The organism is Geoalkalibacter subterraneus (assembly GCF_000827125.1).
GTDB classification, from domain to species: domain Bacteria; phylum Desulfobacterota; class Desulfuromonadia; order Desulfuromonadales; family Geoalkalibacteraceae; genus Geoalkalibacter_A; species Geoalkalibacter_A subterraneus.
Map to the genome: position 1 here is coordinate 1,935,085 of NZ_CP010311.1, position 16,731 is coordinate 1,951,815.

12 protein-coding genes are annotated in these 16,731 nt (G+C 57.0%); 9 read left to right on the forward strand and 3 right to left on the reverse strand.

Annotated elements, in window-relative coordinates:
• The 9 genes from GSUB_RS08940 to GSUB_RS08980 all read left to right on the forward strand — a co-directional run bounded on the left by GSUB_RS08940 (position 1) and on the right by GSUB_RS08980 (position 13,228).
• Positions 1-1,509 carry an efflux RND transporter periplasmic adaptor subunit gene (locus GSUB_RS08940; protein WP_052464820.1) on the forward strand — a complete coding sequence of 503 codons (1,509 nt, stop codon included), beginning with the start codon at positions 1-3 and terminating at the stop codon, positions 1,507-1,509.
• Between the two features lie 338 nt (positions 1,510-1,847).
• A complete protein-coding gene (locus tag GSUB_RS08945; protein WP_040200363.1) occupies positions 1,848-5,072 on the forward strand; it encodes an efflux RND transporter permease subunit in 3,225 nt (1,074 codons plus the stop codon).
• A gap of 42 nt (positions 5,073-5,114) precedes the next feature.
• The gene (locus GSUB_RS08950) at positions 5,115-5,657 is read left to right on the forward strand and encodes a hypothetical protein (RefSeq protein ID WP_040200366.1); all 543 of its coding nucleotides are present in this window, start codon (positions 5,115-5,117) and stop codon (positions 5,655-5,657) included.
• Positions 5,658-5,856: 199 nt separating this feature from the next.
• Positions 5,857-7,767, forward strand: coding sequence for a TolC family protein (locus GSUB_RS08955; protein WP_084211911.1), 1,911 nt, complete (start codon positions 5,857-5,859; stop codon positions 7,765-7,767).
• Positions 7,764-9,293 (forward strand): efflux RND transporter periplasmic adaptor subunit, encoded by a 1,530-nt coding sequence (locus GSUB_RS08960; protein WP_052464822.1) that lies wholly within the window; start codon positions 7,764-7,766, stop codon positions 9,291-9,293. The genes GSUB_RS08955 and GSUB_RS08960 overlap by 4 nt, the downstream gene beginning before the upstream one ends.
• Positions 9,293-9,994 carry an ABC transporter ATP-binding protein gene (locus GSUB_RS08965; protein WP_040200368.1) on the forward strand — a complete coding sequence of 234 codons (702 nt, stop codon included), beginning with the start codon at positions 9,293-9,295 and terminating at the stop codon, positions 9,992-9,994. The genes GSUB_RS08960 and GSUB_RS08965 overlap by 1 nt, the downstream gene beginning before the upstream one ends.
• Positions 9,995-9,997: 3 nt before the next feature.
• Positions 9,998-11,269, forward strand: coding sequence for an ABC transporter permease (locus tag GSUB_RS08970; protein ID WP_040200369.1), 1,272 nt, complete (start codon positions 9,998-10,000; stop codon positions 11,267-11,269).
• 181 nt (positions 11,270-11,450) lie between these two features.
• Positions 11,451-11,852: a phage holin family protein gene (locus GSUB_RS08975; RefSeq protein ID WP_040200371.1), complete on the forward strand. Its 402-nt coding sequence runs from the start codon at positions 11,451-11,453 to the stop codon at positions 11,850-11,852.
• Positions 11,853-11,917: 65 nt separating this feature from the next.
• A complete protein-coding gene (locus GSUB_RS08980) occupies positions 11,918-13,228 on the forward strand; it encodes a M23 family metallopeptidase (RefSeq protein WP_235269769.1) in 1,311 nt (436 codons plus the stop codon).
• 48 nt (positions 13,229-13,276) lie between these two features.
• On the opposite strand, the gene GSUB_RS08985 is transcribed toward GSUB_RS08980, so the two are convergent.
• The 3 genes from GSUB_RS08985 to GSUB_RS08995 form a co-directional block, all read right to left on the reverse strand.
• A complete protein-coding gene (locus GSUB_RS08985) occupies positions 13,277-14,407 on the reverse strand; it encodes a hypothetical protein (protein ID WP_052464824.1) in 1,131 nt (376 codons plus the stop codon).
• A gap of 14 nt (positions 14,408-14,421) precedes the next feature.
• The gene (locus tag GSUB_RS08990) at positions 14,422-16,035 is read right to left on the reverse strand and encodes a sensor histidine kinase (protein ID WP_158414070.1); all 1,614 of its coding nucleotides are present in this window, start codon (positions 16,033-16,035) and stop codon (positions 14,422-14,424) included.
• 171 nt (positions 16,036-16,206) lie between these two features.
• The gene (locus GSUB_RS08995) at positions 16,207-16,548 is read right to left on the reverse strand and encodes a hypothetical protein (protein WP_040200373.1); all 342 of its coding nucleotides are present in this window, start codon (positions 16,546-16,548) and stop codon (positions 16,207-16,209) included.
• Between the last annotated feature and the right edge of the window lie 183 nt (positions 16,549-16,731).

The window sequence follows — 16,731 nt, forward strand, 5'->3', positions numbered from 1 at the left end:
ATGTTGCGACCTAAAAAAATCATTCTTGTCAGCGCCCTGAGCCTGCTCTTCGTTGCGAGTGGCGCCACCTGGTACGTTCTGCAGTGCGTCACCCAGATGGGGTGGGAGAGTTTTACCGGGCCGGCTCATGTCCACGCCCAGCAGCAGTGGACCTGTGGCATGCATCCGATGATCGTGACCGATGAGCCGGGCCAGTGCCCGATCTGCGGCATGGACCTGACACCCATCAAAGAAGATAAGGGCGGATCGAAGGCCAGGGCCGATGGCGAGCGCAAGATCAAATACTGGGTTGCGCCCATGGACCCGACCTACATCCGGGATGAACCGGGCAAATCCCCTATGGGGATGGACCTGGTGCCGGTCTACGAGGATGAGGCGGCCTCCGGCTCGATCATCAGCGTCGCCCCGGAAGTGCGGCAGAGCATGGGTGTGCGCACCTCGCTGGTGGAGCGCCGCGACCTGCACCGCACCATCCGCACGGTCGGGCTGGTCGATTACGACGAACCTCAGCGGTATTCGGTCAACGCCAAGATCGACGGCTGGATCGAGCGCCTGTATGTAGATCAGACCGGGCAGGAGGTTAAAAAGGGGCAGCCTTTGCTCGAACTCTACAGCCCCAAGCTTGTTTCGGCCCAGGAAGAGTACCTGCTGGCGTTACGCAATCGCGACGCGCTTAAGGACAGCTCGTTTTCCCAGATCTCCGAAGGGGCCGAGCGCCTGCTGCAGTCGAGCCGCAAGCGTCTGCAGTATTTCGATATCAGCGACCGGCAGATTGCCGAGCTGGAGAAAAGCGGCCGGGTGCGCAAGACCATGACGCTCTATTCACCCTACCAGGGCGTGGTGACCATGAAAATTGCCACCGATGGGCAGTTCATCAAATCCGGCACGGAGCTGTTCAAGATCAGCGACCTCTCCAGTGTCTGGGTGATGGCGGATATCTATGCCTACGAGCTTCCCTGGGTGGAGGTGGGACAGCAGGCTGAGATTATTCTTCCCTATGTTGGAGATAAAACCCGGCAGGCCGAGATCAGCTTTATCTATCCATATGTGGAATCGAAGACCCGCACGATCAAGGCGCGCCTGGAGATCGCCAATCCAGATTTCGAGCTTAAGCCTGAGATGTATGTCAACGTGCGGATCAAGGGCAACGTGGTGGAGGATGCGCTGGCGATCCCTTCGGAGGCGGTTATCAACTCCGGCGAGAAGCAGACTGTTTTCGTCGATCTCGGCGACGGGGAGTTCGAGCCGCGGCAGGTGAAAATTGGCCTCCAGGACGATGAAGGTTATGTTCAGATCACTCAGGGTCTGCTCGATGGTGAGCGCGTGGTGACCAGCGCCCAGTTCCTGTTCGATTCCGAAAGCCGCCTGCGCGAGGCGACTAAAAAGCTGCGCCGACCCGCCGCCGAACCGGAGCCCGAGCCTGAACCGGAACATGATCACAATGGGGACGACATGGAAGACCTGTTCGAATCGGATGACGAGGAAGATCTGGAAAGTTTGTTTAATTGAGTGGGGTCTGCTGCCGGGGGATTGCGCTCTCTCTGCCCAGGGACGCTTTTCCCCATCCCTGGGCGCTTGCCACCGCCATCCCTGGCGGCGGGACACCCTTGGCAGAGAGAGCGCAATCCCCCTTGTCCTGAAAGGGCTTGGAGAACACACAAGGCCCGTGTAGCTGAACACTTCGTGGGGTCGCAGCTCCCATGGCAAGGGTGTCTGGCGCCAGGGAGGGCGCCAGTCAAACGGCCAGGGATGGCGAAAAGTGTCCCTTGTCATGGGAGTTGTGACCCCATGCTGTACATTTACAATCCAATAAGAACAACGAACCACTAACAACGGACAGCTTCTATATGCTTGAAAAAATCATCGAATGGTCCAGCCGCAATCGCTTTATGGTGATCCTGGCGACGTTACTCGTCATCGTCGGGGGGATTTATGCCGTGCGCAATATCCCCATCGACGCCATTCCCGATCTGTCCGACGTCCAGGTGATCATTTTTACCGAATATCCCGGGCAGGCGCCGCAGGTGGTGGAGGATCAGGTCACTTATCCGCTGACCACCCAGATGCTGGCGGTTCCTCATGCGAAGGATGTGCGCGGCTATTCGTTTTTCGGCCTCTCTTTCGTTTATATCATTTTCGAGGACGGCACCGACATCTACTGGGCGCGTTCGCGGGTGCTCGAATATCTCAACTACGCGGCCGGACGGCTGCCGCAGGGGGTGACGCCATCCCTGGGGCCGGATGCCACTGGTGTGGGTTGGGTTTACCAGTATTCCCTCGAGAGCGACCAGCACGACCTGCAGCAGCTGCGCTCCATGCAGGACTGGTTTCTGCGTTACGAGCTGGCGGCGGTGGAGGGCGTCTCAGAGGTGGCCTCCATCGGCGGCTTCGTCAAGCAGTACCAGGTGCGGATCGATCCGGACCGGCTGCTGGCCTATCACATCACCATCCCGGAGGTTCGCCGGGCGATTCAGCGCAGCAACAACGATGTCGGCGGCCGGGTGGTGGAGATGGCCGAGACCGAATACATGGTGCGCGGGCTGGGTTACATCCAGTCGATCGAGGATCTTGAGCAGGTCGTGGTCGGCACGGATGGTCGCGGCACGCCGATTCTGCTGAAGGATCTGGCCGAAGTGGGTATCGGACCGGAGCTGCGCCGCGGCCTGGCGGAGCTTGACGGGGAAGGGGAGGTTGTCGGCGGCATCATCGTCATGCGCTACGGCGAAAACGCACGCGCCGTCATCGAGCGGGTGGAGAGAAAGCTCGAGGAACTCAAGTCCGGCCTGCCCGAGGGGGTGGAGATCAAGACGGTCTACGATCGCTCCGGGCTGATCGATCGTTCGGTGTCCAACCTCAAGGAGAAGCTCACCGAGGAGAGCATCGTCGTCGCCCTGGTTATCATCCTGTTCCTGTTCCATCTGCCGAGCGCGATGGTGGTGATTCTGGCCTTGCCGGTGGGCATCCTCATGTCCTTCATCATCATGTATCTGCAGGGGATCAACGTCAACATTATGAGCCTGGGCGGTATCGCCATCGCCATCGGCACCATGGTGGATTCCGGCATCATCATGGTGGAGAACGCCCACAAGCGTCTGGAGCGCGAGCCGGATCGGCCGCGGACCGAGGTCATTATCGACGCGGCCAAGGAGGTGGGGCCAACCATCTTCTTCGCTCTATTGGTGATCACCGTCTCCTTCGCCCCGGTTTTTACCCTGCAGGAGCAGGCCGGGCGCATGTTCAAACCCCTGGCGTTCACCAAGACCTACGCCATGGCGACGGCGGCGTTTCTCGCCATTACCCTGGTGCCGGTTCTGATGACCTGGTTCATCCGAGGGAAGGTGAGGAGCGAATCGGCTAACCCGATCAACCGTTTCCTGATCGCGTCCTACAAGCCGGTGGTGGATTTCGTTCTGCGCTGGCGCAAGTCGACGCTGCTGGTGGCGCTGATTTTGACACTCTCCATCGCCTGGCCCATGAGCAAGATGGGCACGGAGTTCATGCCGCCCCTCTACGAGGGTGACCTGCTCTATATGCCGACCACGCTGCCCGGAATCTCGATCACCAAGGCCAAGGAGCTTCTGCAGCAGACCGACCGCATCATCGGGCAGTTTCCCGAGGTGGAGCGGGTTTTCGGCAAGGTCGGGCGCGCTGAAACCGCCACCGACCCGGCGCCGCTGTCGATGATCGAAACCACGATTATGCTCAAAGATGAGGATGACTGGCGTAAATTTCCTACGCCGCGTTTTTATTCCGACTGGCCGGACTGGACCAAGTGGTTGAAAAAACCGCTGCGGCTGGTATGGCCGGAAGAGAAGACCATTACGGTGGATCAGCTGACCGAGGAGTTGAACAACGCCATCGACTTCCCCGGCCTCACCAATGCCTGGACCATGCCGATCAAAACCCGTATCGACATGCTCTCCACCGGCATCCGCACGCCGGTGGGGATCAAGATCATGGGCGATGATCTGCAGACCCTCTCCGACCTCGGCGAGGAGATCGAGGCGCTGGTGCGCACCCTGCCGGGAACGCTGTCGGCGTTTTCCGAGAGAGTCACCGGCGGCAATTATCTCGACTTCACCGTAGACCGGGCCGCAGCCGCCCGTTACGGCCTCAACGTGGGGGATGTGCAGGATATTATCCAGAGCGCGATCGGCGGCATGAACGTCAGCCAGACCGTCGAGGGGCTGGAGCGCTACCCGATCAATATCCGCTACATGCGCGATTATCGCAACGACCTGCAGGCGTTGGAGCGGGTGCTGATTCCGCTGAAAGACGGCACGCATGTGCCCATCGCCCAGGTGGCGGATATCGAGATCAAGAAAGGGCCGCCTGCCATCAAAAGCGAAAACGCGCGCCCCACCGCCTGGGTGTTTGTCGACCTGCGAGGCATCGATGTCGGCACCTTTGTGGAAAATGCCCGCGAGGCGGTGAACGAGCAGATCGAGCTGCCCACCGGCTACAGCATCGTGTGGAGCGGCCAGTACGAATACATCGAGTCGACCCGAGCGCGCCTTATGATGATCATCCCCATCACGGTTCTCATCATCTTCGTGCTGCTCTACATCAGCACCCGTTCGACGGTCAAAGCGGGAATCATCTTCCTCGCCATCCCCTTCGCGCTGGTGGGGGCCTACTGGCTCATGTACTGGCTCGGATACAACATGTCGATCGGAGTAGCGGTGGGATTGATTGCCCTGGCCGGCCTCTCCGCCGAAACCGGGGTGGTTATGCTGCTCTATCTCGACCTGGCCTACGAATCATGGAAGAAAGAGGGGCGCATGCTGACCCGGGGCGACCTGCACCAGGCGGTGCAGTACGGCGCGGTGCAGCGCATCCGCCCCAAGGCCATGACGGTGGTCACCATTATCGTCGGCCTGTTGCCCATCATGTGGAGCACCGGTGCCGGGGCCGACGTCATGAAACGCATCGCCGCGCCCATGGTGGGCGGCGCGGTGACCTCGCTGCTGGTTATCATGCTGGTCATGCCCGTTATCTTTTTCATCTGGCGGGGTAGGGGCCTCGAAAAAACCATGGAGCCGACTTCGGAAGAGAAAATCACTGGAATATGAGTTGGAAGCCTCAACAACCCTCAACAAAGGAGAACAGAAAAAATGAAAACAAAACTGCTCATGATCTCAGCCGTACTTTTTGCCCTCAGCCTCCCCATGAGCGCTATGGCAGCCAATGGTCACAATGACCATGACTCCCATGATTCCCATGATTCCCATGGCGAACATGCAGACCAAGGTCACGACGCCCATGATCAACATGACGACCACGCCGGCCATGAAGGCATGAGCGCCGAGGGAGATATGGTCGTGGTGGGCAGCGTCACCGAAAAAGGCGTAAAAGCCATGGCCCACATGAAGGATGTGCGCGAGGCGATGGCCGATATGGGCATGAACATCACCCATCACTTCATGGTGGCATTCGTCGATGAACAATCCGGAGATCAGATCGAAGAAGGCATGGCCGCCCTGAAATTTGAAGGGCCCCAGGGTACTACTGAAGGGCCGATCAAAATGATGGGGATGGAGGGTCATTTCGGCGCCGATATCGAACTGGAACACCCCGGGCACTACAAACTGAAGGTCGGCACCAAACTGGCGGATGGCGAGAAACGCCAGTTTGAGTTTTCCTATGAGCTGAAATAGTAAGCTAAATGGCAGGTTTCAGAATCTCGTGGATTTTATAAATGGTTCGCGAGATTCTGGCCTGCTGACCTTTTTCCTCTCCCTGTCTTTCCGATCTCTGTTGCACAATATGCCCCGAAACAGGTAAGATGTTGGATAATTTTCAGATTTCGATTATCTTTCATTCGCAGGGCGACCGCAGGACTTTTAGCAACCCACCATGACGTTTCATTTCTCCAGTCACGTTCGCGACACACGGCTTCTGCGTTTTATCCCGGGGATCATCGCCGCGGTGTTTCTGCTCGCCGGTTGTGCCGGTCCGCAGAAACATCTCTCCCGTGCCGACGATGTGGCCCGGGAGATCCTCGCGAGCAAGCAGCAGGAAGCATTGGGGCGCACTGAGCCGTTTACCATTGAAAGTGCTGGGGAAACTCTGCGCAAACGGCTGCTTGAAGCTCAGAATCTGCAGAGGTCTCACCCGGCGTCTCTTGGTCGCGGAGAGTTGGAGCATATCGAACATTGGCCGGGCCTTGACGAGGATTTCGCGCGGGACGAGGCTGCTGCCCCGCCTATCCCGGTGGCGGACGGCCCCATCCGGCTCACCCTGCAGGAGGCGCTGGAGATTGCCGCCGCCTCCAGCCGTGATTTCCAGGACCGCAAGGAGAATGTCTTTCAGACCGCGCTGGTGCTGGACCTGGAGAGAAACACCTTCCGCAATATTTTCTCCGGTGAAGCTCAGAGTGGCATCAGCACCGACCTGGGCGGTTCGCGCACGGTGACCGGCAGCGAAAGCTCCGCTTCGACCTCACTCTCCCGCACCCTGAAAAGCGGCGCAGCACTCACCACCAGCCTGGCGTTTGATCTGGTCAAGCTGCTCACTGCCGAGCGCCCTTCAAGTCTTGGAATTATCGCCGACGCCTCCATCTCCATTCCGCTTTGGCGCGGGGCTGGTCGTCATATTGTGACCGAACCGCTGGTTCAGGCAGAGCGGGACGTGGTGTATGCCATCTGGGAATTTGAACGCTTTAAACGATCCTTCGCCGTGGATACGGCCACACGCTATCTGGGGGTGTTGAGTCAGCTCGACCAGGTTGAAAATGCGGAGGACAACTATCGGCGCCTCGTGTCGTCGACCCGCCGGGCCCGGCGTCTCGCTGATGCAGGACGCCTCCCGGAGATCCAGGTCGACCAGGCGCGCCAGGACGAGCTGCGGGCCCGCAACCGTTGGGTGAGCGCGCGCCAGTCCTATGCGAGCACCCTGGATCAGTTCAAAATTTTTCTCGGACTTCCCCCTGATGCGCAACTCGAACTGGACCGGGATGTATTGCAGTCACTCGCGGAAAAAGCGCAGGCACGCCTGAACATTGAACTCGAACAGGCGCCCCCTGACGCCGACACCGCTTTGTCCGCCGATGCGTCCATCGAACTTCGGATGCCTGACATGCGCTTTGCCGGGCCCTACGAGATAGAGCCGCAGCGTGCCGTTGCGCTTGCACTCGAGCACCGGCTCGATCTGCGCTCTGGCCAGGAACAGATCTACGACGCCCAGCGCAAGGTGGTGGTCGCTGCCGATGCCCTGGGTGGTGAATTTACCCTGCTCGGCTCCGCCCGTGCCGGTGAGAGGCGCTCGCTGGGGACGGCCGGCCTCGACAATGCTCAGCTGCGTCCGGAAAAAGGTTTTTATTCGGCCTTGCTGAGCCTGGATCTGCCCTTTGAGCGTACGGCGGAACGCAACACTTTTCGCAACAGCCTGATTGCCCTTGATCGACAGGTTCGCAGTTTCCAGGAGCTTGAAGACCGGATCAAACTCGAAGTGCGCAATGGGCTGCGCGACCTTCTGGAGTTTCGCGAAGGGTTGCGCATTCAAGCCCAGGCGGTACGGGTCGCCCAGCGACGGGTCGAGAGCACCAGCCTTTTTCTGCAGGCCGGCCGGGCCGAAATCCGTGACCTGCTTGAAGCGCAGGAAGCCCTGGTCAGCGCCCGTAACGCATTGACATCCGCGCTGCTCAACTACCGCATCGCCGAACTCGCCCTCCAGCGCGACATGGGTGTTCTGCAGGTCAATGAAAAGGGACTGTGGATCGAGTATCCTGTCGCGGACCTCAACACAGAAGACCGGAAGGACTCATGACTAAGCGGAAAGCTCTCATATTCAGCTTCATTGCCGTGGTGATCATCGCGGTTGGAACCATCTGGATGGCACTGTCCGGTCTGTCTGCTCTGCCAGGCGCTGTCGAGGCAGAGCAGCGCGCGGTTTTCGAGGTCGTGCGGGGCGATCTGACCATCAGCGTGCTGGAGGCGGGGACCATCCAGGCCCGCGACCAGGTGGTGATTAAAAACGAAGTCGAGGGGCGTACGACTATTCTTTCGCTGGTCGAAGAGGGCAGCCATGTGCGTAAGGGCGATCTGCTCATCGAACTCGACGCAAGCCAACTCCAGGATGCCCTGGTGGATCAGCAGATCCGCGTGCAGAACGCCGAAGCCGCCTACATCCGCAGCCGCGAAAACCTCGAAGTTATTCGCAACCAGGCCCGCAGTGACGTGGAAAAAGCCCGGCTTGACGCCCAGTTCGCTGTGGAGGATCTGCGCAAATACAAGGAAGGCGACTACCCCAAACAGCTCATGGAGGCGGAATCAACAATTACGATCCGTGAAGAGGAGTTGCGGCGCGCTCAGGAAAAACTGGAATGGTCGCGGGTGCTCTTCAAGGAAAAATACATCTCCCAGACCGAGCTGCAGGCGGATGAGCTGGCCGCGCAGAAAGCACAGCTCGACCTTGAACTGGCGCGGGCCGCGCTGGATCTGCTTAAGAACTATTCCAACAAGCGGGAACTGGATGAACTCGAGAGCCAGGTCAGCCAGACCGCGATGGCCCTTGAACGTGCCGAGAGAAAAGCCAGTGCCGACGTGGTTCAGGCCGAAGCGGAGCTGCGGGCCAAGGATTCCGAGTACCGCCGGGAGAAGTCCAAGCTGGAGAAGATCGAGCAACAGATCGCAAAAACACGCCTGTATGCCCCGAAAGACGGGCTGGTGGTTTATGCGACATCGGCCCAGGCTAACTGGCGCGGCAATGTGGAACCCCTTGACGAGGGGCAGGAGGTCCGCGAGCGGCAGGAGTTGATCTATCTTCCGGCGCCCGATTCGGTCAAAGCCCAGATCAAGGTGCATGAATCTGTGTTGGACCAGGTGAAAGAAGGACTGCCGGTGCGGATTACCACCAATGCGCTGCCCGGACGGATCTTCCAGGGTCGGGTGGCCTCCATTGCGCCTCTGCCCGATGCCATGAGCGTCTGGCTCAATCCGGATCTCAAGGTTTACAACACGGATATTCATCTCGAAGGTGATGTGGCCGGACTGCGGACCGGCATGAGCTGTCAGGCCGAGATCCTGATTGATGAGATTGAGGACGCGCTCTTCGTGCCTCTACAATCAGTGACGGTACTCAATGGTCTGCAGGTGGTCTATATCGAAGGCGCACGCGGATATGTCCCCCGGCCGGTGGAGGTCGGCCGCAATAACCGCCGCATGGTGCACATCCTCGACGGATTGGAGGAGGGAGATATGGTGCTGCTCTCCCCTCCGCTGGCTTCAGGTTCCGAACGTGGCGAAAAAGAAGAGGATGAATTGCCGGTCACTCCGTCCGAGGTGAACGACTGATGCTGTCACCGACCGATCGCAAAGGTCTTCCCATACGGCTTGAGGACGTCTGGAAAACCTACCGGGTGGGAGGCGAGGAGGTGCATGCTCTGGCGGGTGTTTCCATCGAATTTCTGCCCGGCAGTTTCTGGGCCATCATGGGGCCGAGCGGCTCCGGTAAGAGTACTCTGCTGAACCTGTTGGGCTGTCTCGACCGACCCAGCCGTGGACGGTATTTTATCCAGGGGCGCAATATTGCCGATTTGGTTGACGATGATCTGAGCGAGGTCCGCTTGCGGCACCTGGGCTTTATCTTCCAGAGCTTCAATCTCATCGCTCAGTTGAGCGTGCGGGAGAATATCGAACTGCCTTTATATTACCTTGGTTGGGAAGCAGACGAGAGCCGGCGGCGGGCGGAGGAGCTGGCAGAACTGGTGGGGCTTGAGCATCGTCTCGACCATCGGCCCAACGAGCTTTCAGGAGGGCAGCAGCAGCGGGTGGCCATTGCCCGGTCGCTGTCCAACGACCCCGACATGATTCTCGCCGACGAGCCGACCGGCAACCTCGATACACCCACCGGAAATCAGATCATGGAGCTGCTCGCCTCCCTCAACCAGAGCGGCAAAACCATCATCATGGTCACACACGAAGCGGAAATTGCCGCGCATGCCCATAAGCGTCTTCACATACGCGATGGTCTCATCGACCGGATCGAAGGGTGAATCATGCGTAAGCTCCGCATTGTCCGCAACATCCGCCTCGGCATCAAGAACCTGGTCCTCAATGGCCTGCGCAGCTTTCTGACCATGCTCGGTATGGTGTTCGGCGTTGGAAGCGTCATCGCCATGCTGTCCGTAGGGGAGGGCGCCAGCCAGGAGGCCCTGGAGCAGATCCGGCGGCTCGGCAGTGACAACATCCTGCTGAAATCCATTAAGCCGGTGGAAGATGAAAGCGCTTCCAAGCAGCGCACCTTCATCAGTATCTATGGTTTGACTTATGAGGATCAGCGACGCATCGTGGAAACCTTCTCCCAGGTTCGTCGCGTCGTCCCCGTTAAAGCCGTTCGCAAGGAAGCACGCTATGGCTCACGGGCGATGGAGGTCAGGGTGATGGGGGTAAACCCGGGATGGTTCGACCTGGTCGAGCGCCCCCTGCTTGTCGGACGTGTTCTTGGGCAGGACGATCTCGAAGGACACAGCTCCGCCGCGGTGGTTTCCGAGGCGGTCGCCCGAGAGCTGTTGGCTCTCGAAAAGCCCCTCGGTTCACAGATCGTCGTTCATGGAAATGTGTTCGAAGTGGTGGGTGTGGTCCGGTCGCAGGAAAACCAGGGCAACGGCGGAGTCCAGGCTCCGGATCGTGAAAACGATATTTACATCCCCCTGACGACGGCCCGGGATCGCTTCGGTGATATGATCATGAGAATGACATCGGGTAGTCGCTCCCTGGAGCAGGTCGAACTGCACCAGATTATTCTGCAGGTCGATTCGACCGAACAGGTGGAATCCGTCGCGACGGGAATCACAACCCTGCTGGAGCGGTTTCACCGTAAAACGGATTATGAAATTCAGGTTCCGCTGGCGCTGCTGCGCCAGGCGGAAGCCACCAAGCGCACCTTCAATATTGTGCTGGGTTCGATTGCCGGCATCAGCCTGCTGGTCGGCGGCATCGGCATTATGAATATCATGCTGGCGTCGGTGACGGAGAGAACACGCGAGATTGGAATCCGCCGTGCCATCGGTGCCAAGCAGGGCCAGATCGTGGGGCAGTTTCTCATAGAAACGGTGGTTCTCTCAACGGCAGGGGGGCTGTTTGGAATTGGAGTTGGGCTGCTGATTCCCTGGCTGATCACATGGTTTGCCGGAATGACCACCGTGGTGACCATTTCGAGTCTTATCCTCTCCCTGGTGATCAGCCTGTCGGTTGGAATTGTCTTTGGTCTTTATCCCGCCATTCGTGCGGCCCGTCTTGATCCCATCGAGGCCTTGCGGCACGAATAGAGGCTGACATCCGGGGCAGAACAAAGATGTCCTTCACGTTCTGGTCCAAGATCAACGGCAACGCGAGAGGTGGGCGATTTCTGGCGAACGCTCTTTTTGTTGTTAAAATGATTCGGGACCGATAAACTACCTCGAATTTCAATGACGCCGCAGTGCGTTTCGAACAAAAGGAGAAAAGATTTTGGCCGGATTGTTTCTGAGATGGTTCATTCTTACCCTGGCGATAATGGTTGCCGCCTACTTTCTTGACGGAATTCACGTGGCCGGGTTCGCTTCGGCCTTTTTTGCAGCAGCGCTGCTTGGCATCCTGAATGCCTTTTTTCGCCCCGTACTTTTTATCCTGACTCTGCCCATCAACGTGATGACCCTGGGACTTTTCACTTTCGTGATCAATGCTTTGCTGCTGCTCATGGTCTCCGGCGTCATTGGCGGCCTGATCGTCGACGGATTCGGGACGGCTCTGCTGGGCTCTTTGATCATCAGTCTGGTGAGTTGGCTCCTCAGCTCTTTCATCAATGATCGCGGGCGTGTTGAATCCCTGAATATTGAACTGCATCGAAAGCGTGGCGACCACTGGGAGTAGTTTAATTCAGCAACAACCCAGGGTTACAGAATACTCTTATCTCACAGTTAGAAGGTTGATTAAATATGAAATCCCTGATGCGTAAAACCCGCTCGTTCCTGATGGTCCTTGTTTTTCTGGCATTGATTGCCGGAGCTTTTATCTATTTCCGTGACACGGATGGCCCGCAGATCACTGTGGATGGAGATCTTACATATGTGTCCGATAAGGCATTGAGGGCCGAGTTTAATGATGGCGCGGGACTTAGAAATGTTTTTGTCGAGGTCAGTCAGAATGGTGTCACAAAAGAACTGTTTGCTAAAAATTTTGATATCGGGGTGGCGCAGAGCACCGAGGAATTTTCCCTGCAGGGAGCACAGTTGCGCGATGGACCTGTGGAGCTGCGGATTCGTGCGACCGATCGTTCTATTTATCGCTTTGGTGCCGGTAATACCAATGAAGTTGTGTTGAATCTGACTTATGACGGGACGCCTCCGCGCGTCAATGTGCTCAGTACCGCCCATAACATCAACCAGGGGGGAAGCGGGCTCATTGTCTATACAGCCAATGAAGAGATCGAAAAATCCGGTATTCGTGCCGGTGAGTTTTTTTTCCCGGGTTATCGCCTGGCGGACGGCAATTATGCCTGTCTGTTCGCTTTTCCTCATGACATGTCTTCTTCCGACTTCTCTCCCCGGCTCGTTGCGGTGGACCTCGCCGGCAATGAAGGTCGGGGTGGATTCTACTATCACGCCAATGCCCGGCAGTTTCGTCGCGATCGCATCAATATTTCAGATAATTTTCTTAGTACCAAGATGGTGCAGTATGAGCAGCTGTTTCCGCAAGCGCAGACGCCTCTCGACATCTTTCTGGCCGTCAATCGTGAACTCAGGGGTGAAAACAGACGACAACTGCAGGAAATCGGGCGTCAGACAGCCTCGGATTTTCTTTGGGAAGGAGCTTTTGTGCGGATGAGTGGTGCCACGATGGCGGGTTTTGGGGATCATCGAAGCTATTATTATCAGGGGCAGAAAATCGACGAGCAGACTCACCTGGGGATCGATTTGGCCTCAACTCAACAAGCCTTCGTTCCCGCAGCCAATGACGGCGTTGTGGTTCTCGCTGATTTTTTCGGAATCTATGGGAATTGCGTGATCATCGATCATGGTCTTGGTTTGCAGACCATTTATTCTCATCTGTCTCAGATCGAAGTCGCTGTGGGGGACAGGATCAAACAGGGAGATACGCTGGGGCGAACCGGAGCGACCGGCATGGCAGGGGGCGATCATCTGCATTTCGGCGTTACTGTTTCGGGTATCCCTGTGAATCCCATTGAATGGTGGGATGGCAGCTGGATCCGCAACAACATTACCAGTAAGCTGGAACGGGCACAGTAATCAACGCAGCTGGAGAGCAAAAGGCGGGCTATATATACTGCTGAATCGTTACGTCAGGGTGACAGGGGCAAAACCACTGTCCTCAGAACTCATGTTTGTCACCTGCCCGCGATAAAGGCGGGCGGTGACGGCAAGGATCCGGTCTCGGTAAGCAAAGAGACGAAAGTCCACCTTGTGGGGTTTTTCCTTCCCCGGTAGAGTCAGTTGCGACGGAGGGACCAGAGCCTGTGCCAGAGTGTCTTGATCGGGCAGGGTTGCAAACCGCTTGCGGCTGATCTTGGCCCCGATGTAAACCCCGCGGCTGCCGAAACGCGAAACCGGCTTGAAAACCAGCTCTTTTCGCTGCTGCCAGGCCTGGTCCCGCCCGAGTTGAGACAATAGGGTGCTGTATGGAACCTGGCGCTGCACTGTCTCCAGAACTCGCCTGTTTGCACACACCGCTTTCATCCGTTCATACTCCGACCACATCACCATGCGCCTTTTATCGCCCAGCAGGGCATAAGTGAAAGGGTTGGGGGTCAGGCATACGCGCCTGTTCCGGTAGGCCGCGAGTATGGCTGACATCTCGTCCGTTTCCAGATAAAAATCACAATGGCGGTTATAGATCAGATCGACCGGCTCCCCCTGATAACAGACCCCGTTTTCATCGGCATCCAAAGCGGCAGAGTCTGCGATGGACGCTTTGACCCCCCAGGATTCAAAGAGGTCGGCAAAGGCCTGCATCTCCGGATAAAGAAACTGCTCAGGCGGGTTTTCATCCAGGATAAGGATGTGGCGCGGCTTTTTGATTTCGCCTTTGCGAAAACGACGAAATTCCTCGGCGAAGGTTCCCAGCAACTGATTGCGTCTGCGCGGCGACGGGGCCCATTTGTTCAGGCCGTTTTCACTGGTATTTTCAGGAGAAGTCGAGAGCCAGGTCGGCAGTATGCCGCCGGCATTGGTGTTGACCTCAATCAGGCGGGGGCCCTGCTCTGTGACATGAAAATCATATCCCATCATAACCGAATCGTGACCGGGGTCGAAACCTGCAACCGGAGGAGCTTCGGATTGAACGGCAGAGCGGTATTCCGGCATCCGGGACAGGCGATAGAGTGATCGGACCAGGCGTATCATTTCGGCGAGATCACCGCATTTCAGCGGGACGGCCTGGCGTATGATGATTGATGACAGGTCGGACATAAAGGCTCCGAAAATTAAGGCAGGGGGATGCAAACCCGGACACGGGTTCCCTGTCCGGGCTCGCTCTCGATCTGGAGAGATCCACCATGGCTTTCAACGATCCGGGCGCAGAGAGAGAGGCTCAGCCCCGCTGTTTTACCTGCCGGGGTTGAAAATGGTTTGCGGAAGTTTTCCAATTCTTCGGGGCCGATCCCGTACCCACTATCCTGAACAAAAATGCAGATCTGCTGATCCTGCTGATAGGTTGCCAGGGTCAGCAATCCGCCGTTGGGCATGGCATCTATAGCATTGTTAATCACTGCACGCACGCAGTAACTCAGCTGTTTAAAATCGATGCGGATCTGGGGCAGTGCCTGGCCAAGCTCCATTCGGGAGTTAATCCCCAAACGGTTGAGTTCGTCGCGCAGTTCACCGTGAACCGTTCGCACCAGGTGGTTGATATCCCATTCATCCAGGGTCGGGAAAAGGTCGTCGGAATAACTGAGCGCCTCGTTGAGGAATTCTTCCAGCTTGCGTGTTTCGCGGACGATGGATTCAATGAAATGCCTGCGATTATCCTGCTCCGGAATGTTTTTTCCAAGAGAGCGGGCGAACCCTCCGATGATCGTCAGGGGGTTGCGCACATTGTGGGAGAAGTGGGAGACCATTTTCCCCACAAGTGCCATTTTTTCCATCCTCAGGATCAGCTCCTGCTGTTCTGCGAGGAGACGGTTTGCTTCTTTCGCCTTGTCAAGTTCTTCCTGAAGCTGCTCATGCAGGGCCGCGCGCTCAATGGCAAATGAAACCGGCAGGGCGAAGGTTTCCAGGGAAGCAAGGTCGTGCTGCGAGATGGGTCGCGTGTTGATGATGTTGTCTGCGAGCAGTAACCCAACACGGCGGCTGCGGCTTTTGAGGGGAACAAGAATGATTTCAGCCACCTCGAGGGCAGCGACCTGGTCGGCCGGCATGCCGGGTTCTTCCGGAAGGTTATGGATCAGGCGGGACTCTCCGCTGTTGAGCGTTTCGATAAACGGATGATCGGAATCGTCCAAAGGCACGGACAGGCAGTCAAGCAGGTCGCGAAAAACCTCCTTTTCCGAGGCGATTTTCTGTTCAAAGAAACGTTGCGCCATTTCCTGAAGACTGAAGCGGTTTTCTTCAATCTCCTGCCAGATGCGCGATGCGTCCTCTCTTCGCCTTGGGCCGACGGCCACATAACCTTCGAGATTGCGACGCTCTTTGTCGACAAGCAGAAGAATCGCCCTGTTGAGGCCGAATCCCTGACCTGCAGTGATCGCTGTCAGAGCCAGCGAAATAATCTCATCAAGGTCGAGAGAAGATTGAATGGTGGAGCTGACTTCGTGAAGAAACTGGAATTCCCGATTGCGGGCTTCAAGGTCTGATTGCAGAAACTGATTCTGGATGCGCCGCCGCTTGAGTTCATCCACGGCGAGGTGAAATAGCTCAGGAATATCCCTGTGGCCCTGCGGTCCGAGTTCTTCCATGTCCCGCAGAAAATTCTGGCAATCGAAGCATTTCTCCCGGATGCGTCGCGTTCGATTGTTAAGTAGATCTTCGTCCCCAGGTTGCAGGCGATGGCACTGCGCCATTGAGTCCAGATCAGAATTCCAGCAGCAATGTGGTGACAAAGACGTTTTTCTCCGTAAAAGGGGCGGCGATTCTTATCGCCGCGCAAAAGATCGTCGTGAACAGATCACTACTTCAAATGTTACTTTAAGGGTCTGAGTTGGGCAAGCAAAAAGCCGGCTGCAGAGGCCGGCTTTTGGGTGGTTGAATAGAGAAGTCAGGCAAACGCTGGGTCAGGCTTCCCCGAAGCCGAAAATTTTACGGGCGACCTGCATCAGTGAAGGCTTGTAGGTCTGCGGTTCCTTCTGAGCGAACAAGGCTTGGCGCTCTTCGGGAGTGATCTGGGCATCGATGTTGCCGCGATTGGACTCGCTGAGTTTCTGTGCCAATTCCGAAAACTGAACGGAATCACCTTCCCGTCGAACGGATGGAGAGGATTCAGCCGCTTTCGATGGGGACTCCGCCGCCGGGTCAGGAGTCTTGCCGACCTGGGCGCTGGTAGAACTCTGAGGAGCCTGATTCTGATGAGCCTGAAAGCCCTGGAGCCAGTTCATTAGATTGGAAGCGATATTCATGCCGCGTACCCATGTGAAGTAGAATTTAATGATTAGATATTATTTACATCAAGAAGATACTTGATAGCAAGAGCTTTTTCAATAATAAAATGAACCTCATCATTAAATTTCTCGTATTTTTCTTGAGAATGGATTGCGTCATCCGAAAAAAGAGGGGATAAAGAGGTGTCCATTCTGAAAATA